General features: G+C 73.9%; 19 protein-coding genes. 7 read left to right on the top strand and 12 right to left on the bottom strand.

Annotated features, from left to right (window positions below):
* Window positions 1-5: 5 nt before the first annotated feature.
* The 5 genes from ACIQTO_RS12230 to asnB form a co-directional block, all read right to left on the bottom strand.
* Window positions 6-1268, bottom strand: a complete 1263-nt coding sequence (locus ACIQTO_RS12230) for a MurT ligase domain-containing protein (protein WP_402386558.1) — start codon at window positions 1266-1268, stop codon at window positions 6-8.
* A 335-nt stretch (window positions 1269-1603) separates the two neighbouring features.
* Window positions 1604-3022 (bottom strand): GNAT family N-acetyltransferase, encoded by a 1419-nt coding sequence (locus ACIQTO_RS12225; protein ID WP_402386555.1) that lies wholly within the window; start codon window positions 3020-3022, stop codon window positions 1604-1606.
* Between the two features lie 170 nt (window positions 3023-3192).
* Window positions 3193-4629: a pyridoxal phosphate-dependent decarboxylase family protein gene (locus ACIQTO_RS12220; protein ID WP_402386552.1), complete on the bottom strand. Its 1437-nt coding sequence runs from the start codon at window positions 4627-4629 to the stop codon at window positions 3193-3195.
* A gap of 163 nt (window positions 4630-4792) precedes the next feature.
* Window positions 4793-5917 carry a hypothetical protein gene (locus ACIQTO_RS12215; RefSeq protein ID WP_402386549.1) on the bottom strand — a complete coding sequence of 375 codons (1125 nt, stop codon included), beginning with the start codon at window positions 5915-5917 and terminating at the stop codon, window positions 4793-4795.
* Window positions 5918-6118: 201 nt separating this feature from the next.
* Window positions 6119-7969, bottom strand: coding sequence for an asparagine synthase (glutamine-hydrolyzing) (asnB, locus tag ACIQTO_RS12210; RefSeq protein WP_402386546.1), 1851 nt, complete (start codon window positions 7967-7969; stop codon window positions 6119-6121).
* Between the two features lie 271 nt (window positions 7970-8240).
* Between asnB and ACIQTO_RS12205 the strand changes: the two genes are divergently transcribed.
* The 5 genes from ACIQTO_RS12205 to ACIQTO_RS12185 all read left to right on the top strand — a co-directional run bounded on the left by ACIQTO_RS12205 (window position 8241) and on the right by ACIQTO_RS12185 (window position 13129).
* Entirely contained in the window at window positions 8241-8525 is a 285-nt protein-coding gene (locus tag ACIQTO_RS12205; protein WP_402386544.1) for a hypothetical protein, read from the top strand.
* 44 nt (window positions 8526-8569) lie between these two features.
* Window positions 8570-10396, top strand: coding sequence for a glutamine--fructose-6-phosphate transaminase (isomerizing) (gene glmS, locus ACIQTO_RS12200; RefSeq protein WP_402386541.1), 1827 nt, complete (start codon window positions 8570-8572; stop codon window positions 10394-10396).
* Between the two features lie 288 nt (window positions 10397-10684).
* Window positions 10685-12004, top strand: coding sequence for an aldehyde dehydrogenase family protein (locus ACIQTO_RS12195; protein WP_402386538.1), 1320 nt, complete (start codon window positions 10685-10687; stop codon window positions 12002-12004).
* A 347-nt stretch (window positions 12005-12351) separates the two neighbouring features.
* Window positions 12352-12555, top strand: a complete 204-nt coding sequence (locus tag ACIQTO_RS12190) for a cold-shock protein (protein ID WP_042388274.1) — start codon at window positions 12352-12354, stop codon at window positions 12553-12555.
* Window positions 12556-12766: 211 nt separating this feature from the next.
* Window positions 12767-13129: a hypothetical protein gene (locus tag ACIQTO_RS12185; RefSeq protein WP_402386535.1), complete on the top strand. Its 363-nt coding sequence runs from the start codon at window positions 12767-12769 to the stop codon at window positions 13127-13129.
* Between the two features lie 113 nt (window positions 13130-13242).
* Here the strand turns inward: ACIQTO_RS12185 and ACIQTO_RS12180 are convergent, their stop codons facing one another.
* The 4 genes from ACIQTO_RS12180 to ACIQTO_RS12165 form a co-directional block, all read right to left on the bottom strand.
* Window positions 13243-14217, bottom strand: coding sequence for a DUF1648 domain-containing protein (locus tag ACIQTO_RS12180; protein ID WP_402386532.1), 975 nt, complete (start codon window positions 14215-14217; stop codon window positions 13243-13245).
* Window positions 14214-14561 (bottom strand): GntR family transcriptional regulator, encoded by a 348-nt coding sequence (locus ACIQTO_RS12175; protein WP_402386529.1) that lies wholly within the window; start codon window positions 14559-14561, stop codon window positions 14214-14216. Before ACIQTO_RS12175 ends, ACIQTO_RS12180 begins: the two co-directional genes overlap by 4 nt.
* A 114-nt stretch (window positions 14562-14675) precedes the next feature.
* Window positions 14676-16469, bottom strand: a complete 1794-nt coding sequence (locus ACIQTO_RS12170) for a beta-galactosidase family protein (RefSeq protein WP_402386526.1) — start codon at window positions 16467-16469, stop codon at window positions 14676-14678.
* Window positions 16470-16674: 205 nt separating this feature from the next.
* Window positions 16675-17643 (bottom strand): carbohydrate kinase, encoded by a 969-nt coding sequence (locus tag ACIQTO_RS12165; RefSeq protein ID WP_402386524.1) that lies wholly within the window; start codon window positions 17641-17643, stop codon window positions 16675-16677.
* Window positions 17644-17894: 251 nt separating this feature from the next.
* On the opposite strand from ACIQTO_RS12165, the gene ACIQTO_RS12160 reads away from it, so the two are divergent.
* Window positions 17895-19298, top strand: a complete 1404-nt coding sequence (locus ACIQTO_RS12160) for an amidase (protein WP_402386521.1) — start codon at window positions 17895-17897, stop codon at window positions 19296-19298.
* Between the two features lie 240 nt (window positions 19299-19538).
* Here ACIQTO_RS12160 and ACIQTO_RS12155 read toward each other — a convergent pair whose 3' ends face one another.
* Window positions 19539-21569 carry an FUSC family protein gene (locus ACIQTO_RS12155; protein WP_402386518.1) on the bottom strand — a complete coding sequence of 677 codons (2031 nt, stop codon included), beginning with the start codon at window positions 21567-21569 and terminating at the stop codon, window positions 19539-19541.
* A 303-nt stretch (window positions 21570-21872) separates the two neighbouring features.
* Between ACIQTO_RS12155 and ACIQTO_RS12150 the strand changes: the two genes are divergently transcribed.
* Complete coding sequence (locus ACIQTO_RS12150) at window positions 21873-22238, top strand: hypothetical protein (RefSeq protein WP_402386515.1); 366 nt, start codon at window positions 21873-21875, stop codon at window positions 22236-22238.
* 183 nt (window positions 22239-22421) lie between these two features.
* Here ACIQTO_RS12150 and ACIQTO_RS12145 read toward each other — a convergent pair whose 3' ends face one another.
* Entirely contained in the window at window positions 22422-23819 is a 1398-nt protein-coding gene (locus ACIQTO_RS12145; protein WP_402386513.1) for an MFS transporter, read from the bottom strand.
* A complete protein-coding gene (locus ACIQTO_RS12140; protein WP_402386969.1) occupies window positions 23816-24328 on the bottom strand; it encodes a helix-turn-helix domain-containing protein in 513 nt (170 codons plus the stop codon). Before ACIQTO_RS12140 ends, ACIQTO_RS12145 begins: the two co-directional genes overlap by 4 nt.
* Window positions 24329-24699 lie beyond the last annotated feature (371 nt).

The following is a 24699-nucleotide window of genomic DNA, read 5'->3' as shown; positions in this document are numbered from 1 at the left end:
GGGCATCAGCCGGCCACGACCTTCCGCAGCTGCTGGAAGGCGGTGTAGTTGGCGATCGCCTCGATCCGGCCGGGCGGGGCCATCCGGACGGCCTGCTCCAGCGAGTCCACCACGTGGAACTGCAGCCCGGCGACCTCCAGGCGGACGGCGAGGTCCAGCTTGCGCTGCCCCATCACGAAGACCGGGTGCCCGGCGAGGCGCTCGTAGTCGACGTCCCACAGCCACGAGGTGTCGGTGCCGTCGGCGTCGAGCGCGTTGACGGAGAGGATGACCGGCGCCGGCGGGCCGTCGATCAGCGAGAAGGTCTCCAGCCAGCCGGCCGGGTTCTTGGCCAGCAGCAGCCGGATGTCGCGGCCCTGGTACTGGACCACGTCGTAGCGGCCGGCCACGGCGGCCACCGACTGCATCCGCTCCAGCGCGACCTGCGGGGGCACGCCGAAGACGGCGGCGACGGCGGCGGAGCTGGTGGCGTTGGCCAGGTTGGCGCGGCCGGGCAGCTGGAGCTGGATCGGCCAGGCGCCGCGCTGCGGGTCGATCACGTGGGTGCCCTGGAGCGCCCAGTGCGGGTTGGGGCGCCGGAAGCCGCAGTCCTGGCAGAACCAGTCGTCGCCGGGGCGCTGCATCACGCCGCCGCAGGCGGGGCAGGACCAGGCGTCCTCCTTCCAGGCCTGTCCGGCGGCCACCCAGACCACCTTCTTGCAGGAGGAGGCGGCCCAGGTCACCAGCGGGTCGTCGGCGTTGGCGATGACCACGGCCTCGGTGTCCTGGAGGCCCTCACGCCACTTCTCGGCCATCATCCGGGTCTCGGCGGCACGGTCGAGCTGGTCGCGCGAGAGGTTGAGCAGGGCGATCGCCTTCGGGTGGGTGTCGCGGGCGACCCCGGCCAGGTACTTCTCGTCCACCTCGATGACGCCGAAGCGGGCGTCCGAGCCGCCGGCCAGGGCGGAGGTGATGCCGGCCGGCATGTTGGCGCCCAGGGCGTTGGAGACCACCGGGCCGGCGGCGCGCAGCGCCTCGGCGATCAGCCGGGTGGTGGTGGTCTTCCCGTTGGTGGCGCTGACCAGCACCACGTCCAGGTGGTCGGCGAGGGTGGCGAGCAGATCGGGGTCGAGCTTGAGGGCGATCTTGCCGCCGATCACCGAGCCGCTGCCTCGGCCCGCCTTCTGGGAGAGGGCGGCGGCCACCTTGCCGGCCGTGACCGCGATCTTGGCGCGGGCGGGCAGCGAGGCGTCGCGTGCGCCTGTGGGCTCCGATTCGGTGCCTGCCATGCTCAGTGGTTCCTCCTTGCTGCGGCACCGCCCGGGACCGGATAACGGGCCGTCGGGCGGCGGGGACGGGGCCAGCCTACCGACTCCGTCGCCCGGCCCGACGCTCCGGACCCCGTGCCGCCTGCTGCGACGGCGCCGGCGGCCTCGTCGGCGAGATCCTGACGTGGCGTCAGAACGGGCGGTGTACGGAGGGGCCTTGCACAGCGGGGGACGCCTCCGGCGGGGCGCCCGGTTCCCCCGGTGTGCCGGTCCGGCGGGCCCGGGGACGCGACGGTCCGGACGGCGTGACCGCCGTCCGGACCGGTGTGCGTGGTGAGGATGTGGTGAAGAAACGACTACCTGCCCGGCCGGGTGGGCCAGGGGACGGGCAGCTCCTCGGCGGCCTCCGCCAGGTGCGCGGTGATCACCAGGGTGCCCTCCTCGACCTGGTAGTCCAGCGGCGCGGCCAGCTTGCGCATGGTGGCGATCAGGCCGGTGTTGGAGGAGTGGGTGACGGCGTAGACCGTCTCGACCCCGGCCTCCAGCGACAGCGCGGCCATCCGCCGCATCAGGTCGAGCCCCAGTCCGCGCCGCTGCCAGTCGTCCTCGACCAGCACCGCCACCTCGGCGCTGTCGTCGTCCCACATCAGGTGCCCGAGGGCGACGATCCGCCCGTCGGCGGCCTCGACCGCGAGGGTCTGGCCGTGCCGGGCGTCCAGCAGGTGCTCCAGGTAGCGGTCGGCGTCCCGGACCGGGCCGTGGTAGCGCTTGCGCAGGGTCTCCGGGGAGCAGCGCTGGTGCATGGCCAGGGCCGCCTCGTGGTCGCCCGCGTCCGCGCGCCGGACGGTCAGGTCCGCCCCGGCGGGCAGCCTCAGCCGGGCGCTGACGTCCGGCACCCGGGGGCCGAGCAGGGTGTCCAGCTCCACCAGGGCCTGCGCCCGGGCGAACTCGGTCGGGGTGAACGGCAGGTGCGGGCGGCTGAGCTCGATGAGGTCGCCGGACGGCACCGGCAGCCGCATCACAGGCCCGTCGACCCCGGCGCCGCCGCGCCGGGCCGCGCCCGGGTACTGCCGGATGGCGCACTGCCCGAACAGCCGGCGCAGCGCGATCGGCAGCTCGGCGGCGTCCAGCGCGGTGCGGGTCGCCAGCGCCAGGACGTGGGTGGGCACGTCGACCAGGTCGTGCGCGTCCGCCGGGTCGCTCCAGATGTCGTGTCCGCCGGCCGCCGCCACCATCGCGGCCAGATCGGTTCGGGTGAGCGTGTGCGGTGCGCGGACGAAGAACTCGTCGACGGTGCCGTTCGGCAGCGGGTGGGACTGCATCGAGATGATGTTGACCTGCCGCTGCGCGAAGGCCGTGCAGACCCGGGCCAGACTGCCCGGGGAGTCCTGCACCGTGGTGCGGACCCGCCAGAGCGTGGTCTGCTCGAAGTCGTGCAGCGGCCCCTTCAGACCGTCCGCCCCGGGCGCGGCCGGGGGCGCCGGCGCGTTCGGGGCCGGTGGGCCGTGCAGATGGTGCCGGTGCGACCACCAGGTGTGGAACAGCGCCGTGGCGAGCAGGGCCACCGCGGAGGCGGCGAGCACCACCGGGCCCTCCGGGCCGTGTACGACGATCTTGGCCACCAGGTCGGCGGCGGTCACCGAGAGGAAGATCGCGGCGAGTTCCACGGTGTCGCGGCGCCAGCGGTGGGCTCTGGCGCCGCGCCGCTGGGCACGGGAGGGGGTCGGCGAGTGGTCGGTGCGTTCGGTCGTCGTCAGAGGCTCCGTGTGCTCCATGGCATCAATCTGCCGCTCCGGTGTTTCGCGATCACGAATCCCCCGTGACCTGTCGGTAAATGTCGGTGATTTCGCGCTCGCCTCCGAGTGCAGGGCCGCCCTTCGGCTCGGCGCGGTGATTTCGCGCGCTCGCCTCCGGGCGCTCCCGGGCCCGGGCGCCCGGACAGCGGTTACCGGGAGGCAGTGGCGAGCAGGTCGGCCGCGGCCGACTTCACCTCGCTGAGGAGCAGGTCGAGGTCGGCCTCGGTGGTGTCGGCGTTGAGCAGGCAGGCGCGCAGCATCTCGTGGCCGTCGAGCCGGGCGCCGGTGACGAAGACCCGGCCGCGCCGCTGGACCGCCACCGGCAGCTCCCGGTTGAGGGCGTCCAGCGCCGCCTCGTCGAGGCCGGCGGCGCGGTGGCGGAACGCCACGATCGAGGTCTGCACCTCGGCCAGCAGCTCCAACTCGTCGTCCGTCGCGATGAGTTCGCCGAGCCGGCGGGCCAGCGCGGTGCACCGGGTGATGTCCCGGGCGATGCCGTCGCGGCCCCGGTGGGCGATGGTGGCCCAGACCTTGAGGGCGCGGAACGGGCGGGTCTGCTCGGTGCCGTACTCGGAGAACCAGCCGAGCGAGCCGGCGGCCTCGTCGCGCAGGTAGGACGGCACCAGGCTGAAGGTGGCGCGCAGCTCCTCGGTGTCGCGCACCAGCGCGCAGCCGCAGTCCACCGGTACGCCGAGCCACTTGTGCGGGTCGAGGGCGAGCGAGTCGGCCCGCTCCAGGCCGGCATAGCGGTGGGCGATCTGCGGGTCCAGTACGCCGAAGGCCCCGTACGCGCCGTCCACGTGCAGCCAGAGGCGCTGCTCGGCGCAGACGTCGGCGATCGGCCCGAAGGCGTCCACGGCGCCGGTGCCGACCGTGCCGGCCGAGGCGACCACCAGGAACGGCAGCAGTCCGGCCGCCCGGTCGCGCTCGATCGCGGCCCGCAGGGTGGCCGGGTCGAGCCGGCCGTCGGGGCCGGTGGCGACGGTGCGCAGGTGCCGGCTGCCCAGGCCGAGCAGCTCGGCGGCCTTGCGCACGCAGGAGTGCGTCTCGCCGGTGACGTAGCCGACCAGCGGCGGCATCCCGGCGAGGCCGTCCTCGCGGACGTCCCAGCCGGCCGCGCGGGCGGCCCGGTCGCGGGCGGCGGCCAGGCAGACGATGGTCGCCATCGAGGTGCCCGAGGTGAGCAGGCCGCCGCCGGCCGGGTGGGGGAAGCCGACCAGCTCGGCGATCCAGCGGACCACGGCCCGCTCCAGGTGGACGTCGGCGTGGTCGCCGCCGGCCGAGCTGGGGTTCATGGCGGAGGCGGCGAGCGTGGCGAGGACGCCGGCCGGTGCGGGCGCGGAGTTCACCCAGCCGAAGAAGCGCGGGTTGCCGTTGCCCATCGGGTACGGCAGCACGTCCGCGTCGATGGCGGCGAGCAGCTCGGTGAGCGGGCGGCCGGCCGCGGGCAGCGGCGCGTCCAGCAGGCTCAGCCGGGCGGCGTCGTCCATCGGCTGCCAGACCGGGCGCCCGGGCAGCTCGGCGAGGTAGTCGGAGACCAGGTCGGCGGCGGCGTGCGCGGCGGCGCGGAAGTCCTCGGAGGTCACGGCGGGCTCCTGGTGGTACGGGGCCTGGTGGCGCGGCGTCCTCGGCGCACCCGGATCAGCCCGATCCTACGAAAGCGGGCCCGCGCCGTGTGGCGCGGGCCCGCTCCTCGGGACGGCCGTCCGTCCGGGGTGGCCGCCGGTGGCCGCCGGTGAGGGACGGTCGTCAGTCCAGCGAGGCGGAGAGCCCACTGGCGGAGCGGCAGTAGCCCTGCATCTCCTTGTTCGTGATCTTGGCGCAGAGCCGGCCGGCCGCGCCGCCGTCCGTGTAGTTGACCGTGTAGTAGCTGACCAGGCCCTCGGCGCAGGCCTTGCGCTGCCAGCCGTCGGCGGCGGTCGCGCACTGCTGGGCGGCCCAGTCCTCCCGGTCCAGGTTGTACTTCATGGTCCGCGAGCCGACGCCCCGGCTGCAGTCCACCGCGCCGCCGCTCGCCTTGCCGTTCAGGCACCACTTCAGTGCCTCGCCGTACACCTCGGGGTGGTTCGGGTAGTCGTGCGAGGAGAGGAAGAAGGTGGGCGCGTAGAAGTAGCAGGCGGACTGGAACAGGGCCGGCTGGTCCTTGCACGGGTAGAGCGGGTCCTGGGCGAGCTTGTCGGCGGGCAGGTTCGCCTTCGCCTTCTCGTCCTCCTCGTCCGGGCCGAAGAGCTGCATGAACAGGCCCTCCGAGCAGCGGATCCGGTTCTGGTCGGTGGTGAACTTGTTGCACAGGTCGCGGGCCTTGGCGACGTCCTGCTTGGCGACGAACATCGTGCCGTGGCCGACACCGTGGATGCAGGGGCCGCTGTTCTTGGGCGCGCAGAGCTTCAGCAGGTCCACCTCGGGCTGCGCGGAGGCGTTCAGCATCTCCTCGACCGCGCCGTGCAGGTAGCCGGCCGCGCAGGTCTCGTGGGGGAAGGAGATGACCTTCTGGAAGTCGGCGTTGTACCGCTTGACGGCTTCGTGCCCGAGCTCGTGCGCGATCGGGTGGCAGAACCGGACGGTGTACGGCAACTGCTTGGTGATCCGGTCGAGGTCCGCCAGCGCGGTGCCCGGGTCGCCGGCCTGCATCTCGGCCATCATCTTGTTGCGCAGCGTCGAGCGGGTCCACACCGCGGGGTCACCGGTCGGGGTGGCGCTCGCGCCGGCCGTCGCGCTGCCGGCCGGGGGCGCGCCCGAGACCGCCGGGCCGGCCGCGCCCGGCGCGGTCGCCGAGCTGCTCGTGCTGGGCGTCCAGTCGGTGACGGCCACTGATCCGAGGCCCAGGACTCCCAGCAGGAACGCGGTGAGAATCGCGAATACTCGCGGCTGCATGACGAGATCCCCCGGCGGATCGAGATGGACGGTTCGCTCCCCATCCTGACGGCACGGGGGCGGGATTCCGCGTTTTCGGCCGCCATTCGGGAGGTGTCGGCGACGCTATCGCACGTCGTACCCGCTCAACGAGGCGGGATGGCCGAGGGTCACCACCCGGACGGCGGCACCCGGCCGCCGCCGTCCGGAGATGACGGACGTTCACAGTTCCAGGGTCACCTGGTACTCCGTGAGCCAGGTGTTGAGGTCCAGGGCCAGGTCGGCGCCGAGTCGCACACTCTGCGGATCGGTGTCCGGGGCGAGTGCGTCGGTGAGCGCCCGGCGGTCCAGCAGGCCCAGGACGGGGGCGTCGCCGTCGGCGGCCAGCTCGGCGAGCTCGGCCCGCAGCAGCGCCGGGTAGCTCGGGTCCTGGACGACGGGGTACGGGCTCTTCACCCGGTCGGCGATCTCGGCCGGCAGCAGGTCGCGGACGGCGGCCCGCAGCAGGCTCTTCTCCCGGCCGTCGAAGCTCTTCATCGCCCAGGGGGTGTTGAAGACGTACTGCACCAGCCGGTGGTCGCAGAACGGCACCCGGACCTCCAGGCCGTTGGCCATGCTCATCCGGTCCTTGCGGTCCAGCAGGATGCAGACGAAGCGGGTGAGGTTGAGGTAGGAGATCTCGCGCATCCGCCGCTCGACCGGGTCGGCGTCGGGCAGGTGCGGGACTTCGGCCAGCGCCTCGCGGTAGCGGGCCCGCCGGTACTCGTGCACATCGAGCTTGGCGATCAGGCCCCGGTCCAGCAGCTGTTCGCGCGGGCCGGCGCCCGTGCCGCCGAGCTGGGTGACCGCGTCCACCCACGGGAAGTCCTCGGCGGCGATCAGCTTCGGGTCGTGGTACCAGCGGTAGCCGCCGAACAGCTCGTCGGCGGACTCGCCGGACAGCGCCACCGTGGACTTCTCGCGCACGCCCCGGAAGAGCAGCAGCAGCGAGATGTCCATGTCGCCGAAGCCGCCGGGGGTGTCCCGGGCCCGCAGGACGGCGGCGCGCTGCGCCGGATCGGTGAGCGCGGCGCTGTCCAGCTCGATGACGTTGTGGTCGGCGCCGACGTGCCGGGCCAGCATCCGGGCGTACGGGCCGTCCGGTGTGGAGCGGACCTCGTCGGCCCGGAAGTGTTCGCTCTGGCCGGTGAAGTCCACCGCGAAGGAGCGCACCGGGCCGGCGCCGGCCCGACGCAGCGCCCGGGCGGCGATGGCGGTGACGGCGCTGGAGTCGAGCCCGCCGGAGAGCAGTGAGCAGAGCGGGACGTCCGCCTCCAGCTGGCGGTGGACGATGTCCTCCAGCAGGGCGCGGACGGTGGAGATGGTGGTGTCCAGGGTGTGGGTGTGCTCGCGGGCCTCCAGCGCCCAGTACCGCCGCACCGAGACGCCCTGGCGGCGTACCCGGACCACGTGGCCGGGCCGCACCTCGGCGACGCCCCGGTAGACGGAGCGGCCGGGGGACTTGGTCACGGCGAACATCTCGCGCAGCCCGTCCAGGTCGACCACCGGGCGGACGTCCGGGTGGGCCAGGACGGCCTTGGCCTCGGAGCCGAAGATCACGCCGTTCGGTGTCCGGTAGTAGTGCAGCGGCTTGACGCCCATCCGGTCGCGGACCAGCAGCAGCTCCTGGTTGCGGGAGTCCCAGAGGGCGAAGGCGAACATGCCGTTCAGCCGCTCGGCCAGGCCCTCGCCCCACTCCAGGTAGGCGTGCAGCACCACCTCGGTGTCGCTGCGGGTACGGAACCGGTGGCCGGCCGCCTCCAGCTCGGCGCGCAGCTCGCGGTGGTTGTAGACCTCGCCGCTGTAGGTGAGGGCGGCCAGGACGCGGCCGTCGTGCTCGGCGGTCATGGGCTGGGCGCCGCCCTCGATGTCGATCACGGCGAGGCGGCGGTGGCCGAGTGCGGCGTGCCGCTCCAGGTGGACCCCGCCGGCGTCCGGGCCGCGGCAGAGCTGGGTCCGCGTCATCGCGTCGAGCACTGGACGTTGGGAGGTGAGGTCGCGCTCGAAGTCGACCCATCCGGTGATCCCGCACATCAGCAAGCCTCCGGTCTTCCGCTACGTATCTCCGATGCGTATGCGGAGTATCACGCTACGTGGCGTACGGGGATCGCTACAAGGGTGTGTCGGTGGGGTGGCGCACCGGCGCCGGTCCGGGTGGCGAACGCGTGCCGGTCCGGGTGGCGGGGCGCCACCGGCCCGCGGGGCGCGATTCCAGGGCCTTGCTTGACCCGAATGTCTCAAGTCCTGCCCGAAATCGGGCAGGATCTTTGATCTCACCGCCCGCTCCGGCCTAGGCTCCCCCTTCGTGTCCAGCTCACCCGGCTCCTCGCACCCTCACGAAGACCTGCTCGCCCACCTCACCCGGACCAGCCCGCTCGGGCCCCGCGAGGCGGCGCGGGTGGTGGCGGAGGTGCTGGCGTACTTCTCCGAGACCACCGAGGAGTACGTCCGCCGCCGCCACGGCGAGCTGCAGGCACGCGGCCTGACCAACGAGAAGATCTTCGCCCGGCTGACCGAGGAGCTGCCCGCCCGGCGCGTCGCGGCGCCCGGGCTCTCGGCCCGCCAGCTGCGCCGGATCGTCTACGGCTGAGCGCCCTCGCCCCCCGCCCTCCCCGTTACAAGGAGTCCACCAAGATGTGCGGAATCGTGGCCTACATCGGCCCCAAGGACGCGACCCCCTTCCTGCTGGAGGGCCTGGCCCGGCTGGAGTACCGCGGCTACGACTCGGCCGGCGTGGCCGTCACCGGCCGCACCGGGGGCCTCAAGGTCCGCAAGGTCAAGGGCCGGGTCGCCGACCTCGCGGCGGTCGTGCCCGCCCGGTTCAAGGGCGGCACCGGCATCGGCCACACCCGTTGGGCCACCCACGGTGTGCCCAGCGATGCCAACGCCCACCCGCACCTGGACAACGCCGAGCGCATCGCCGTCGTCCACAACGGCATCATCGAGAACGCCGACGAGCTGCGGGCCAAGCTGGCCGCCGACGGCGCCGTCTTCCGCTCCGAGACCGACACCGAGGTGCTCGCCCACCTGATCGCGGCGCACACGGCGGAGGGCACGGAGCTGGAGGACGCGGTGCGTGCCGCGCTCGGCAAGGTGGTCGGCACCTACGGCATCGCCGTGCTCGACGCCGAGCAGCCCGACCGGATCGTGGTCGCCCGCAACGGCAGCCCGATCGTGCTCGGCATCGGCGAGAAGGAGATGTTCGCCGCCTCCGACGTCTCGGCCCTCGTCCGCTACACCCGCCAGGTCGTCCACCTGGAGGACGGCGAGCTGGCCACCGTCCGCGCCGACGGCTTCCGCACCTTCACCGAGGACGCCCGCACCACCCACCGCCAGCCGTCCACCGTGGACTGGGAGATCGACTCCTACGACACCGGCGGCTACGAGCACTTCCTGCTCAAGGAGATCCACGAGCAGCCCGGCTCGGTCGAGCGGACCCTCAGCGGCCGGCTGGACGAGCGGTTCGCCACCGCCCATCTCGGCGGGCTCAACCTGGACGCCCGTGAGCTGCGCGAGATCCGCCGGGTCAAGATCCTCGGATGCGGCTCCGCCTACTACGCCGGCGAGATGGGTGCCCAGCTGATCGAGGAGCTGTCCCGCATCCCCGCCCACAGCGAGCCCGCCTCGGAGTTCCGCTACCGCAATCCGGTGATCGAGGCGGACACCCTCTACGTGGCGGTCAGCCAGTCCGGGGAGACCTACGACACGCTCGCGGCCGTCCAGGAGATCAAGCGCAAGGGCGGGCGGGTGCTCGGCGTCGTCAACACCGTCGGCAGCGCCATCGCGCGCGAGTGCGACGGCGGCATCTACCTGCACGCCGGACCGGAGATCTCGGTCGCCTCGACCAAGGCCTTCACCTCGACGGTGGTCGCCTTCGCGCTGCTCGCCCTGCACTTCGGCCGCATCCACGACCTCTCGCCCGCCGACGGCCGGCGGATCGTGGCCGGGCTGAAGGCGCTGCCCGACCAGATCCGCGAGATCCTCGCGCAGGGCGAGGAGATCGCCGAACTCGCCGCCGTGTACGCCGAGTCCGAGGGCATGATGTTCATCGGCCGGGTCCGCGGCTACCCGGTGGCCCGCGAGGGTGCGCAGAAGCTCAAGGAGATCTCCTACGTCCACGCCGAGGCCTACCCCGCCAGCGAGCTGAAGCACGGCCCGCTCGCACTGATCAGCCCCGAACTGCCGACCGTCGCGCTGGTGCCGGACGACGAGCTGCTGGACAAGAACCTCACCACCCTCGGCGAGATCAAGGCCCGTTCCGGCCGGGTGCTGGCCGTCGCCCACCGCCGGCCCGACGCCAAGCTCGCCGACCACTGCGTCCTGGTGCCCAAGAGCGAGCCCGAGTTGGACCCGCTGCTCCTCAACATCCCGCTCCAGCTGCTGGCCTACCACGCCGCCGTGGCGCTGAAGCGCGATGTCGACAAGCCGCGCAACCTGGCGAAGAGTGTGACGGTCGAGTAGCGGGCACCCGGCCGCGCGGCCTCCGGGGGGTCTCCCGGGGCCGCCCGCCCGGTCGCTCGCTCCGGCGGAATCGGCCGCCCGGCGCCTGTGCGCCGGGCGGCCGTTCGCGTGGTCGCGGCCGGTCCGGCCCGTTCCGGGGTCGGGGCCCTTCCGGCGTTCTTCCGGCTCCCTCGGGCTCCCTCGGGCTCAGAGATGATTGACTTTGCCAACCATCGCGGCCTACTGTCGACAGAAGCTTGATGTTGTCAACTATCAAGTTGATCAAAATTTCCTGTCGGGAGTACTGTCATGAAGGCCTTCACCGATTCCGATCCCGGCGCCGTCGTCGCCGGGCTGCGCGCCGCCTTCGCGAGCGGCCGGACCCGCCCGGTCGCCTGGCGCCGGGAGCAGCTCGACGCCCTGCGCGCGCTGCTCACCGAGCGGAGCGAGGAACTCCTCGCCGCGCTGCACACCGACCTCGGCAAGGGCCCCGCCGAGGCGTACCGCACGGAGATCGCCTTCACCCTCAACGAACTCGACCACACCGTCCGGCATCTGGACGAGTGGCTGAGCCCGCGGCCGGCCGCCGTCCCCGAGGCGTTCCGGCCGGCCACCGCCCGGGTGGTCCGGGAGCCGCTCGGCGTGGTGCTGGTGATCGCGCCCTGGAACTACCCGCTCCAGCTGGCCCTCGCCCCGGTCGTGGGCGCCCTGGCGGCCGGCAACGCCGTCCTCGTCAAGCCCAGTGAGCTGGCCCCCGCCACCTCCGCGGCCCTGGCCCGACTGATCCCGCGCTACCTCGACCCGCGGGCCGTGGCTGTCGTCGAGGGCGCGGTGCCCGAGACCACCGCCCTGCTGGAGCAGCGCTTCGACCACATCTTCTACACCGGCAACGGCGCGGTCGGCCGGATCGTGATGACCGCCGCCGCCCGTCACCTGACCCCGGTGACCCTGGAACTCGGCGGCAAGAGCCCGGTGGTGGTCGATCCGGGAACCGACCTGCGGGTGACCGCGCGGCGGCTGGCCGCCGGCAAGTTCCTCAACGCCGGGCAGACCTGTGTCGCCCCCGACTACGTCCTCGCCGTCGGTGGCACCGGTCCGGCCCTGGCCGAGCACCTGGCCGAGGCCGTCCGCGCGCTCTACGGCGAGGACCCGGCCGCCCACCCCGAGTACGGCCGGATCGTCAACGCCCGCCATTTCGACCGCCTCGCCGCGCTGCTCGGCGACGGCCGGGTGGTGGTCGGCGGTGGCCACGACCGTGCCGCCCGCTTCATCGAGCCCACGGTGCTCGCCGGGGTGGACCCGGACGCCCCGGTGATGCGCGAGGAGATCTTCGGCCCGGTGCTGCCGGTGCTGGAGGTGGCCGATCTGGACGCGGCGATCGCGTTCATCACCGACCGGGAGAAGCCGCTCGCCCTCTACGCCTTCACGGAGTCGGAGACGACCAAGCGCCGGCTCGCCGCGGAGACGTCCTCCGGCGCCCTGGTCTTCGGCCTGCCGGTGTCCCACCTGGCCGTGCCCGAACTGCCGTTCGGCGGCGTCGGGGAGAGCGGTATGGGCAACTACCACGGCGAGTACTCGCTGGCGACGTTCAGCCACACCAAGGCGGTGCTCGACAAGCCGCTGGGCTGAGCCCGGGGACCGGTGCGCGGGTGCCCGCCCACCCCGGTGGGCGGGCCCGCCGGCGCCCCGCGACCCGCCCGACCCGTCGGGTGGCGCGGCGGGCTTTACCGCGCGGGTCGCGACCCCGGACCGGTGTGCCCCGGACCCGCGCGGAAAAGCACGGCGCTTCGCGCCGGCACCTGCTACAGTCGATGTCAGTTGCAGTTTTGGTTCCCATGAACTCTGTGTGCGCCTGCCGGTTGTAACCGCTGGCGCATTTTTGTTTTCCCGAATTTTCCTCGGGTGGGCCTCATCGCGGCGACGCGGGACTTCGCGAGGTGCGAAGCTCCGGAATTGCCCTTTCAAGGAGAATTTTTATGGCTAATGGCACTGTGAAGTGGTTCAACGCGGAGAAGGGCTTCGGCTTCATCGAGCAGGAGGGTGGCGGCCCGGACGTCTTCGCCCACTACTCGAACATCAACGCCCAGGGCTTCCGTGAGCTGCTCGAGGGCCAGAAGGTCGAGTTCGACGTCACGCAGGGCCAGAAGGGCCCGCAGGCGGAGAACATTCGCCCCCTGTAGTACGAACCGCTGAGCGGCCCCGGCCGAACAGCACGGGCCTGCACTGCGCTTTACGCGTGGTGCAGGCCTTTCGTCATGTCCGGGCAAGGACCGGCGGCCGTCCCGACGACCGGCGGTGCCGGCCGGTCACGCGGACCCGGGGCCGGCCGGGTCGAAGGCGGCGGGCCCCGGCCCCCTGCCTCTGCCGGGCCCGGTCCGTTAGCCTGGCGGTATGCCGAACCCGGATCCGTTGCTCATCAGTATCACCACGATGGTGGAGTCGACGGGCAGTAATCAGATGCCGATCACCGTGGTCGTCCCAGGCGCGGTCATCACCGGGCGGCTCGCCGCCGAGACCGTCTGGCGCGAACGGGTCGCCGAAGTCCTGGAGGCGTCGGACCACCTCAAACCGTTCGCGCCGCTCTTCGCCGACGGAGTGACACCCCCCGACGGCCCGGTGACCCACCTGCACCTGCACCTCGCCAAGATCCTGCAGGGCAGCTTCGGGCTCCCGCACACCGGCGGGATGTACCGCATCGCCATCGAGGACGTCAGCAGCTGGACCCTGGGGGACCTCAGCTACTCGGACCAGTGACAGGCCGGGGCACCCCGCCCCGGCGGGGTGCCCCGTGATCCACCCGGTGCGGTGGCCCGTCCGGTGTGACCGGTGTGGTGTGACCCGTGCGAGGACGGTCCGTGCGCGGACGTTCAGTCGCCGGTGCGCTGCGCGGCCAGCGTGTTGAGCAGTGCGGCGCCGCGCTCGGCATCGTCGACGCTGACCGCGAACTCCACGCCCGTGCGCGGGTGGATGACCAGGCACTCGCCGCGGCGGAGCATCACGGTGGTGCCCAGTCCGCTCAGCCGGTAGCCCCAGCCGCCGACCTGGGCGGGAGTCCGCTGCTCGACGCGGGCCGATTCGATGGCCTGGATCGGCCAGCGCCGGACCGGCCAGCCCGCCGGGCCGAAGGCGACCTCCAGGCCCTTCGGTGTCACCCGGGCCTGGACGGAGGAGCAACCGAACACCACCCCGGCGACGAGGACGAGCGGGGCGACCACCGCCCAGGGCGCGCCGATCAGACCACCGGCGGCGGCGATCGCCGCGCCGGCCGCGGCCAGGCCGAGGACGGCGGCGGTCAGTTGGAGCCACGGGTTGGTCGTCCAGGAGAGCCAGACGAACCGCTCACCCACGGGCACGTCGAGCACCGGGCCGCCGGCCGGGGCCGGGGCGGACACGACGCCGCGCCGGCCGGCCAGCAGCCCCAGCAGGCCCGCGAGTACCGCCGCGCCCAGGGTGAGGGCGACCGAGGGGCCGATGGTGGCGGCCTCGGTCCAGTCGGTCCGGTCCAGATTGGCCTGCACGATGGACGCCTGCGCGCCGGTGAGCAGAACACCGGTGAAGAGCAGGGTGGCGCCGGCCCAGGGCCGCACCGGCCCGGCCGCCCGCCGGAAGGTCACGGCGAGGACCAGCAGCAGCACCACCCAGAGCGCGGCCGGGAAGAGCGGGACCGCCCAGAAGGGCATCGAGCCGTTCGGCTGCCCGCCCCCGCCCCAGTGGGTGGCCACCCGCTCCGGCAGCCGGCCGCCCGCGATCAGCGGCAGCGCGACCAGCGCCGCCAGGACGCCGGCCGACCAGGCCGCCGCGCTCCACCGTGCTCCTCGGTTCCCGTTCCCCCTGCCGCTCACGGCAGCCTCCTGATCAGTTCGACGAGATCGGCTCTGCTGTACCCCAGGCGAGCCGCTTCGGCGACCAACGCGGCCGCCTGTTGCAGTAGTTCGGCCCGTTGGTCGGCGCCGCCGGCCACGGTCACGCCCCGGCCCCGGCGGAACTCCAGTACTCCTTCGTCCCGGAGGGCGCGCAGGCCCCGCAGGACGGTGTTGGCGTTGACGCCCAGCGCGCGGGAGAGCTCCCGGGCGGGCGGCAGCCGGTCGCCCGGCGCGCACTCGCCCTCGGCGATCGCGCGCCGGATCGCACCCGCGACCTGTTCGTGCAGGGGGCGGCTGTCCGTGAGGTCCAGCTTGAGCAACATGATGACAGTGACAGTAGCACCATCCCGGCGAGAGCCGGCCGCCCCCGGAAGGTTCCGGGAACGACCGGCTCGGTGGCGGGCCCGGTCCGGCGGTGCGGTTGGTGACCGGGCGGCTCAGTAGTCGACGCTGGGAGCGGCTGCCGTGCTGCCCAGGTCAGGGGTGTCGCGCAGCTCGATCGCGTCGGCGTGGGTCTCCAGTTCGAGTACCACCAGCTCGTTGTGGCCCGGCCGCCAGAGCGGGGCCGGCGCGTACAGGGTGCGCTGCGGGCCCTGCCGGGTGTAGCGGCCGAGCAGGAAGCCGTTCAGCCAGAGCAGGCCCCGGCCCCAGCCCGGGAGGGCGACGAAGGCGTCGGCGGGGGTGTCGAGCGTCGCCTCGAAGCGGTGGAACACCGGGTCGCCGTCGGCTGCCGGTGCGGGGTCCTGGTCGAAGGCGAGCGGGCCCGGGTCGGTGAGCGGGAGCGGGCGGATCTCCCAGTCGAAGAGGCGCTGTCGTTCGTGCGAGACGCCGCGGCCGATGCCCTTGCGGTCGTCCAGCTGCGGGCCGTAGTTCACCCGGCCCAGCGCCTCCACCAGGATGTCCAGCGTCACCCCGGCCGGCCCGGTCTCCAGCGACAGCGTCTCGCCGGGCGCGTTGCGGTCCAGCACGCCGATCGGCACTCCGTCGGCGAACACCTGGGCGCGGTCGCCGATGCCGTCGATCCGCAGCGGCAGGGCGGGGCGGGGGCCCGGGACCCGGGTGCGGTAGTGGATCAGGCCGAGGGACTGGCCGACCTTCTCCATCGGCTCCGGCACCGCGCTGCGGATCGGTGCGGACAGCGTGTCGAGGGAAGCCAGCAGGCGGGCGCGGCCGGTCGCGCTCCCGAGCCGCTGCGGGGCGACGCGCGGGGCGGGCTCCGGCAGTGTCACGTCGGGCAGCGGGGCGTACTTGGCGATGACCGAGCGGAACGCGTGGAACTTCTCGGTCAGTTCGCCCGCCTCGCCGATCGGCGCGTCGTAGTCGTAGCTGGTGGTGGTGGGTTCGAAGCCGGCCTCGTACGGGTGGGTGCCGGCGTGGTTGGCGCCCGCCCAGAAGCCGAAGTTGGTGCCGCCGTGCGCCATGTAGAGGTTGACCGAGGCGCCGGTCGCGAGGAGGTCGTCGAGGGCCCGGGCGGATTCCTCGGCGTCACGCACGTGGTGCGGCCCGCCGAGCTGGTCGAACCAGCCGATCCAGAACTCCATCGCCGTCAGCGGGCCCTTGGGCTGCTGGCGGCGCAGGACGGCGAACCGCTCGGCGGGCCGCGACCCGAAGGTGGCGGTGGCCAGGTGACCGGGGACGCCGCCGCCCTGCTGCATGAAGTCCTCGGCGCCGTCCGCGGTGAAGAGCAGGCAGTCCACGCCCCGGCCGAGCAGCCCGTCGCGCAGGTGGGCCAGGTAGGCGGCGTCATTGCCGTAACTGCCGTACTCGTTCTCGATCTGGACGGCGACCACCGGGCCGCCGCGGCTCGCCAGCAGCGGCAGGATCTCGGGCACGACGGCGTCGAACCAGCCGTCCACCTCGGCCAGGAAGGCCGGGTCGGCGCAGCGCAGCCGCAGGCCGTCGACGGCGAGCAGCCGGGCGGGGAAGCCGCCGAACTCCCACTCCGCGCAGATGTACGGGCCGGGGCGCAGGATCACGTCCAGGTCGTTCGCCCGGGCCAGCGCGGCGAACCGGGCGAGATCCCGCCAGCCGGTGAAGTCGACCTCACCGGAGGGCAGTTCGTGGAAGTTCCAGGGGATGTAGGTGTCGACGGTGTTGGCACCCATCGCGCGCAGTCGGCGCAGCCGGTCGTCCCAGAGGTCGGGGTGGACGCGGAAGTAGTGCAGGGCGCCGGAGATGATCCGGTGCGGTGCGCCGGCGCGGCGGAATCCGGTGTCGTCGTAATCGAGCATGAGGGCCTGCCTTCGGTGGTGACGCGGTGGATCGCGTTCTGCCGGACGAGGGTTGGTGGGCAGACGGTCGGTGGACTGTCGATCTTCGGAGCCTACTCGGGGTGGCCTGCGCGGGGGTGGCCTGCGCGGGGCGGTCCGCTCGGGGCCTGCTCGGGGTGGCCTGCGTGCGAAGGGCCTCGGGGGTGGCTCGGCTGCGGGGGGTGGCTTACGGCGCGGTCGGGCGGGGCGCGGCCCGGAGGTCGGCCGGCCAGGGCGGGTTGGGGCCGGCGACCGAGCAGGTCAGGGCGGCCACCCGGGCGGCGAAGCGGCAGGCGTCGTGCACCTCGTCCGGGGTGAGCCCGTCGAGCCGGCCACCGAGGCGGCCGATCCCGCCGAGGTGGTGCAGCAGGCCGCCGGTGAAGGCGTCGCCGGCGCCGACGGTGTCGACGACCACCGTCTCCGGGGCGGCGACGGTCACCCGCTCGCCGTCCAGGGAGGCGAGCGCGCCGCGGCTGCCCAGGGTGATCACGACCAGTCGGACGCCGGCCAGGTGCCAGGTGTCGCAGGCGTGTTCGGGGGAGACCCCGGGCAGCAGCAGGTCGAGGTCGTCCGCGCTCAGCCGCAGGATGTCGGCGGCCGCGCACCAGCGCGGGAGCCGGGACCGGTAGCGCGCCGGATCGACCAGCAGCGGACGTACGTTGGGGTCGATCGAGACGGTCGGGCGACCCGGCGCCCGGGTCAGCAGCTCCTCGATCCGGGGGCCGCCGGGTTCGCGCACCAGGGCGAGCGAACCGGTGTGCAGGCAGGCCGCGCCGGCCAGTGGGAGGGCGGTGAGCTCGGCCCGCGTCCAGGCCCAGTCGGCGGTGCCCTCGGCGTGGAACGAGTAGCGGGCCTGGCCCTGTTCGTCGAGGGTGGCGATGGCCAGGGTGCTGGACTCGGCCGCCCGCACGCAGCCGGCGAGATCGACGCCGGACGAGTCCAGGTGCCGCCGGAACAGTTCGCCGAAGGGGTCGGCGGAGATCCGGCCGAGGAAGCGGGTCGGGGTGCCCAGCCGGGCCAGCGCGACGGCGGTGTTGGCGGGGCCGCCGCCGGGCAGCACGCGCAGCGCGAGCTCACCGGGGCGCCGCTCGGCGGAGGAGTCGGTGAACGCGTCGGCGACGCACTCGCCGAGCACGGCGATCGGGAGTCGGCTCATCACGACCGCTTTCGGGGGAGGGCTCGCTTCGGGTGTGCGGGGCGCCTCGGGTGACACCGCGGCGGTGGTCCGGGGCACCTCAGGGTACTGGGGGCGCTGTTGGGGCGGGAGCCCCCGGGGCGGGCCGGCCGGTCCCGGGCGGCCCGCCCGCCGTCCGGTGGGGTCGTCCGGTGGGGTGTCCGGGCGGGCGGAGCGCGCCTAGACTGCGGAACTCTCGTGGTATTACCGACCGGTAGGGATGGGGAGTTCGGATGGCCGAGGAGCGGGTCCACGCGTTCGGGGACGATGCGTTGGGGGAGCACGACGCGGTCGCACTGGCGGCGCTCATACGGTCGGGCGAGGTCGCGCCCGGTGAGCTGGCCGCCGCCGCGGCGGCGCGTGCCGAGCGGATCGACGCGGCGCTGGCGCCCGTCGCGTTCGCCTCCTACGGGCAGCCGCGAAGCGCCCCGGCCGGCGACGGGGCCCCGCTGTTCGGGGTCCCGAGCTACCTCAAGGACAACGTGGACCTGAGGGGGATGCCCACCGGGCAGGGCAGTTCGGCGTTCCGCGCCAAGCCGGCGCGGCGCGATGCCGGCTTCGCCGAGCAGTTCCTGAGTACCGGTCTGGCGGTGCTGGGCAAGACCAGGATGCCGGAGTTCGGCCTCAACGCCTCGACCGAGTTCGCCGAGGCGCGGCCGGTGCGCAATCCGTGGCGGACCTCGCACTCGCCGGGGGCGTCCTCCGGCGGAGCGGCCGCGCTGGTGGCGGCCGGCGTCGTGCCGATCGCCCACGCCAACGACGGCGGCGGCTCGATCCGCATACCGGCGGCCTGCTGCGGTCTGGTCGGCCTGAAGCCGACACGCGGCCGGCTGGTGGCCAACGACCAGGGCCGCCGACTGCCGATCGACCTCGTCACCGACGGCGTGGTGACGCGCTCCGTGCGGGACACGGCCGCCTTCTTCGCCGCCGCCGAACTCCACCACCGCAACCCGGCGCTGCCGCCGCTGGGCCTGGTGGAGGGGCCGGGCGACCGGCCGCTGCGGATCGGACTGGTGACGGACTCCCCGCTCGCCGTCACCGATGGGCCGACCCGGCAGGCGGTCGAGCGGACGGCGGCGCGGCTGGAGGCGATGGGGCACAAGGTCACCCCGGCGACGCTGCCGTTCGGCGAGGACTTCTCCCGGGACTTCACGCTCTACTGGGGGTGTATCGCCTTCATGATCGCCACCACCGGCCGCCTGCTGCTGGACCCGGGCTTCCAGGCGCGGAATCTGGACGGCCTGACCACGGGTCTGCGGCGGCGCTTCCACCGGGAGTTCCACCGCACGCCCGGTGTGCTGCGCCGGCTGAGGCAGACGGAGGCGGCGTACGGCGGGCTGTTCCGCGAGCACGACGTGATCCTCTCGCCGGTACTGGCGCACGTGGCGCCGCCGATCGGACACCTGAGCCCGAACGTGGCCTTCGACGAGCTGCTGGACCGACTGGGCCGCTACGTGGCCTTCACCCCGGTGAACAATGTGACGGGCGGTCCGGGGATCTCGCTGCCCGCCGAGTCGGCCGGGAACGGCCTGCCGATCGGGGTGCACCTGTCGGCCGCGCACGGCCGGGAGCGGCTGCTGCTGGAGCTTGCGTTCGCCCTGGAGGCGGACCGGCCCTGGCAGCGGATCCAGGACTGAGGGGGACCCAGGGCCTGGCGTTGATCCGTGATCTGGCGTTGATCCGGGACCGAGCATTGATCTGGGATCTGGCGTTGATCCGGTACAGAGTGCCGACCGGGGAGGGAGCGCTGCTACGCGAGCGCCGAGCGCCGACCGGAGGCGGAGCGCCGACCGCACACCGAGCGCCGACCGTGGAGTGAGCGCCGATCCGGGGCCGAGCGCCGACCCGCACTCCCAGCGCACGGCCGGGCCGGGAGCTCAGCGCGGGCCCGGGGTGGCGATGGCCCGTGCCGCCCGCACTTCGTGGCGCAGCGGAGCCAGCACCCCGTCCTCCCCGTCGCCGACGGCGGCGTCCACGGGGCCCGCGGGCCCCGTATCAGGTGTCCCGGGCGGGAGAGGTGCGGCGGAGGGCGGGCCGGGAGCCGGCGCCGGGTCCGTCGCCCCGGCGCGCAGGGCCTCGGCGAGCTCGTCGAGCTCACGCTTGATGGCGGCGACCTCGGCGGCGGGCGGTGGGGGCACCCCGTGGTCGATCCGGACCCGGGTCGCGGTGGTGGCCTCCACGATCCGTTCGACGGCGATGACCAGCGGCCACCACGCGGCGGCCCGGGCCCCGGTGGGCGGCGGCTCGGTGAGCGCGCGCTGGAACTCCGACCGTACGGCGGACAGGTCGCGGTAGAGCCTGCGCCGGTGGCGGAGCCGGGCCGACTGGTCCCGGCCGGGCTCCGGGTCGAAGGCCAGCGCGACGTAGGCGGCCGTGTCCGCCGTCGCGTCCGCGAGCCGGTCGCCGATCCGGGTGTGCCAGGACTCCAGCCAGAGCAGGTAGCCGGCGACCAGCGAGACCGCGCAGCCGATCAGCGAGTCGTAGAGCCGGGGTGCCACCAGCCGGAAGCCCTGGTGGTTGAGCAGATCGGACAGCAGCAGGATGACCGGGGTGATGGCGGCGGTCTGGAAGGCGTAGCCCTTCGCGGTGAAGGCCGGGATCAGCATCGCGAGCACCGCGATCGTCGGCACGTCCCACCATCCGCGCGGCACCTCGGCGAGGACCGGGATCGCGATCAGCAGGCCGACCGCCGTACCGAACGCCCGCAGCACGGCGCGTGAGAAGACGGAGCCGAAGTCGGGTTTCATGACGAAGGTGACGGTGAGGGCGACCCAGTACGAGCGGGGTACCGCGATCACCGAGACCAGTGTCTGGGCGAGGCCGATGCAGAGCGCCAGCCGCAGACCGTACCGCCAGGACGCCCCGGAGAGCAGGGCGGCCCGGGCCGTGCGCCGGGCCCGGACGTGGAGGACGGCCGGGCGGCCGAGCCGGTCGATCCCGCCGAACGGGTCGGGCGCGGGCTCCCCGGCGACGTCGGCCGCGTAGCGCAGCGCCTGGTCGATGGCCCGCTCCGACGGGCCGGTCGGCGCGGGCAGGTCGAGCGCGTGCGGCACGCCGGGGCGCCCCCGTTCGACGGTGTCGGCCAGCTCCCGGGCCGCCGCCCGGTACACGTCCGGCAGCGGGCCGAGGGAGGCCGGGCGCAGCTTGGCCGCCGAGGCGGCCTCCACGATCGGGATCACGGCGTTGAGCTGGGCGAGCAGCCGGGTGAGGCCGGGGGAGCGGCCGTGCCGGCGGGTGCGGTGGGCGAGCAGCAGGTCGTACGACCGGTTGAGCGACTGGGTGACGGCGAGCCGCTGCTCGTCGTGCGCGGGGGTGCCGGCCGCCCGGAGGAAGTCGCCGACCGTCCGGTACGTCCCGGCGACCGCCGTCCGCTCCGGGACGCCACCGCGCAGCGGCCAGGCGAACAGGGTGAGGAGGAGCACCACCAGGCCACCGAGGAGCAGCAGCAGCGGTGGCTTCCACCAGGGGGCGGGCATCGGCAGGCCGGCGCCGACGACGGCGTTGAGCAGGAGCAGCAGGCCCGACACCGAGGCGACCGCGCCGATCGAGGAGATCATGCCGGAGACCAGGGCGATCAGGGTGAGCACGACGACCGCGAGCCAGCCCTCCCCGTAGACCAGGGTGCCGAGTGTGACGCCGACGGCGCCGAGGAGCTGCGGGACGGCGATGTTGTAGACCCGCATCCGGTAGGCGTCGGCGGTGTCGCCGATGACGCCGGAGAGCGCGCCCATGGAGACGAGGGCGCCGTACTCGGGCCGCCCGGTGGCGAAGCCGACGGCGAGCGGGGCGGAGAGGGCGACCGAGGCGCGGGCGGCGGCTGCCCAGGGGATCGGCGCGGGGTGCGGGCGCAGGCCCGCGGTGAGCCAGCTGGGGGGTGCGAGCCGGCCGGCTCGTGAGCTCCGTGCCATGGGAGAAACGTACGGCTCCGGGGCGGCGCGGGCCCGGCGCGGCCGGGCGCGTCGGCGGGTGCCGGGTCGTGTCGGGCGTACCGGTTCGCCGGGGCCGGCCGGCCGGTGGTTCCCTTGGGGTGGGCTCGGCGGGCCGCCGGGTGCGCCGCCCGGCCGGACCGGAACGGGTGGGCCAGCATGCCGGACAGGCCCGGGCAGTGTGCCCGACGGCGTCCGGGCCGCAGTTGTCCGTCCGCGCACCGAAGCGCCGCCGGCTCGGGCCCCGCGCGGCGGCCGGTCCCCCAAGAGCTGGAGTCCCCGCTGATGATCACCGTGTTCCGCATCGACGCGCCCCCGACCGGCATCGAGGCCGCCGGGGGCGGCGCCGACCCCACCGACGAGCAGATCGAGCAGGAGAACAAGGCCCGGCAGGCCTTTCTGGACGCCGTCTCGCCTCACTTCGCGGCGTTGCCGGAGCGGCCCGTCAGCCACTCGGGCAACGTCGCGAAGGTGGAGCTGCTCGGCTCGAACGTCGAGTCCCGGCTGAACCAGTACCTGCTGCTGGTCACCGTTGACATCGGCGATCCGCGGATCGACTTCGACTCCTTCGTGCCGCCCGGCACCGCCGTGACCCTGGTGGGTGCCGAGTTCACGCTACTCTCCCACTGGCCGGGCGGCTCCCGCGCCTGACGGCCCGACGGCCCGAACACCTGAGCGACTGACCACCGGTTCGGGCCCGGGCGCGCTCCGGCAGGTCCGGGCCTTCTGCCGCCCGCGTCCGTCGCCCGCCCGGAGCCGTCCCCGTCCCCGCTACGTGACGGTCTGCCCCGACATCTCGTCCCACCTGCCCGCGATGCGGGGCCGGCCTCCTGGTCAGCGGCTGTTGAGGTCGGCGGTGAGGGCGGTCGGGGCGACCGCGAGCGCGGAGCTGTCGGGGAGGTCGCGCAGGCGGGGCAGGGGGGACAGCCAGAGCACGGCGGCGCTGAGCGGCACCGCGGCGGCGGCGAGCCACATCGCGGGCAGTACGCCGACGGCCGAGGCGGTCGCGCCGCTGGCGAGGGCGCCGAGGGGGATGGTGCCGTAGTTGAGGAAGGAACCGCAGGCGCTGATCCGGCCCAGCACCCGGGCCGGCACGTGCCGCTGCTGGAAGGTGGCCCGGAGGACGTTCCCGGCGACGATGCCCGCCGAGACGGCGAAGCCGCCGAGGACGTAGCAGGCGACCCCGGCGCCCGGTGTGGTCAGGGGGATGAGCAGGGCCAGCATCGGCACCCAGAACAGGAAGATCATCATGGCGCGGGCGGTGCCGATCGCGGCTCCCACCCGGCGGGCGACGACCGCGCCGAGAACGCCGCCGGCACCGGCGGCGCCGACGACCGCGCCGATCGCGCCGTCCGAGAGCCCGGCCTGTTCGACCAGGAAGACGACCTGGATCGACTGGTAGGCCATCAGGGCCATGTTGGCCAGGGCCCCGTGGAGGGCGAAGGTCCGCAGCCAGACGTCGTGGGTGATCAGGCGCAGGCCCTCGGAGACCTCGCGCCGCAGGCTCGGGCGGGGCTTCCGGTCACCGCTCAGGCCGTCGCTCAGGCCGTCGCTCAGGCCGTCGCTCAGGCCGTTGCTCAGGTCGTCGCTCAGGTCACCGCGAGTCCCGTCGCCGCGGCGGTCCCGGTCGGGTGCGGGCTCGGGGGTGCGGATGGCCGCGGTGGAGAGGAGGGAGAGCAGGAACGTGGCGGTGTTCGCGAGCAGGCTGTTGACCGGGCCGAAGGCCTGGGCGGCGGCGCCGCCGGAGCCGAGGCCGACGATCTGGGCGGCGGAGGCGCTGCCGTGCAGGGCGGCGTTCCCCTCGGCGCGGTCCGGTTCGGCGACGACGGTGGGGAGGTAGGCCGTGTACGCGGTCTGGAAGAAGACCTCGGCGGCACCGGCGGCCGCGGCGACCGCGAGGAGGTGGCCGATGGTGAGGTGTCCGAGCGCGGCCGCGGCGGGGACGGTGAGGTAGAGCACGAGGGACACGGCGGTCGAGACGAGCATGATCGTTCGCCGGCGCATCCGGTCGACCCAGGCACCGGCCGGCAGACCGATGAGCAGCCAGGGCACCCACTTCGCGGCGACCACCAGGGCGGCCTCGAAGGCGGTGGCGTGCAGGGCGCCGACGGCGATCAGCGGTAAGGAGAGGTTGGTCAGGGCACCGCCGAACCTGCCGGCGACCTCGCCGGTGAACAGCAGGCGGAAGTCACGGTTGCGGCGGAGCAGCCCGCCGCGGGCGCCGCGGTTCATCCGGTGCCGCGTGTCTTGCGCGGGAAGGCCTGGAGCTGCACCACGACCGGCAGCGCGCCCGGGGCCGGCTCGGCGTCCGCGGCGGGCGTGTGGCGACTGATGACCTCGGCCAACTCGGCGTTCAATTGCATGAGTTGATGTGGCGTCAGGCGCAGGTTGGTCCAGTCCGCGATGGTGCCGGCGTTGCGCCAGTCGCCCTCCCAGTCCTCGCTGATGTAGGAGGTGACCCGGTTGAAGTACTGCTGTACCAGCTCGTGAGTGTAGAGGGAGACCGCGCCCCGGCTGTCCGGGTCGTTCCGGAACTCGGCGGTGTTCAGCTCGTTGCGGACGGGAATCCGTCGCCACCAGCGCTCGCGCTTGGTGCCGCGCCCCGTCTCCTCCTCGATGAAGCCGTGCTCGGCGAGGTGGCGCAGGTGCCAGCTGACAGTGCCGGTGTTCTCGCCGAGCCGTTCGGCGAGCAGCGTCGCGGTGGCGGGGCCGTCCAGGTTCAGCAGCTCGAAGATCCGCATCCGCAGCGGATGGGCGAGCCCGCGCAGGCTGCGGGCGTCGAGCCGGCGGAGGGGGCGGGCGGACGGGTTCGGCTGCTCCGCCGGGTCCGGGTGTTCGGTCATGGCGCCATCGTAGGGTGCAGAGAGTTCTCTGCATAGGCTTCTCTGCAGAGAAAACTCTGCAAGATGCCCGGAGAGGGCGGGCTGGAGTGGGAGCCGCTCGGCGCGGGGTACGCGGCCCGGCCGGAGCGGCTGCGGCCGGGTGTGCGGGGCGAGCTCCGAGCGGGCCTGCGCCGGCCGGGGGCGGGGGCGGGGGTGACCGGGTACGAGGGCCCGGCGCCCCACCCGCTCCTCCGGCCGGCGCGGGCCCGGGAGAGCCTCGCCGCCACCGG

The sequence above is a fragment of the Kitasatospora sp. NPDC091207 genome (assembly GCF_044768625.1).
Classification (GTDB): Bacteria; Actinomycetota; Actinomycetes; order Streptomycetales; family Streptomycetaceae; genus Kitasatospora.
This window is presented reverse-complemented; position numbering and strand designations above follow the sequence as displayed.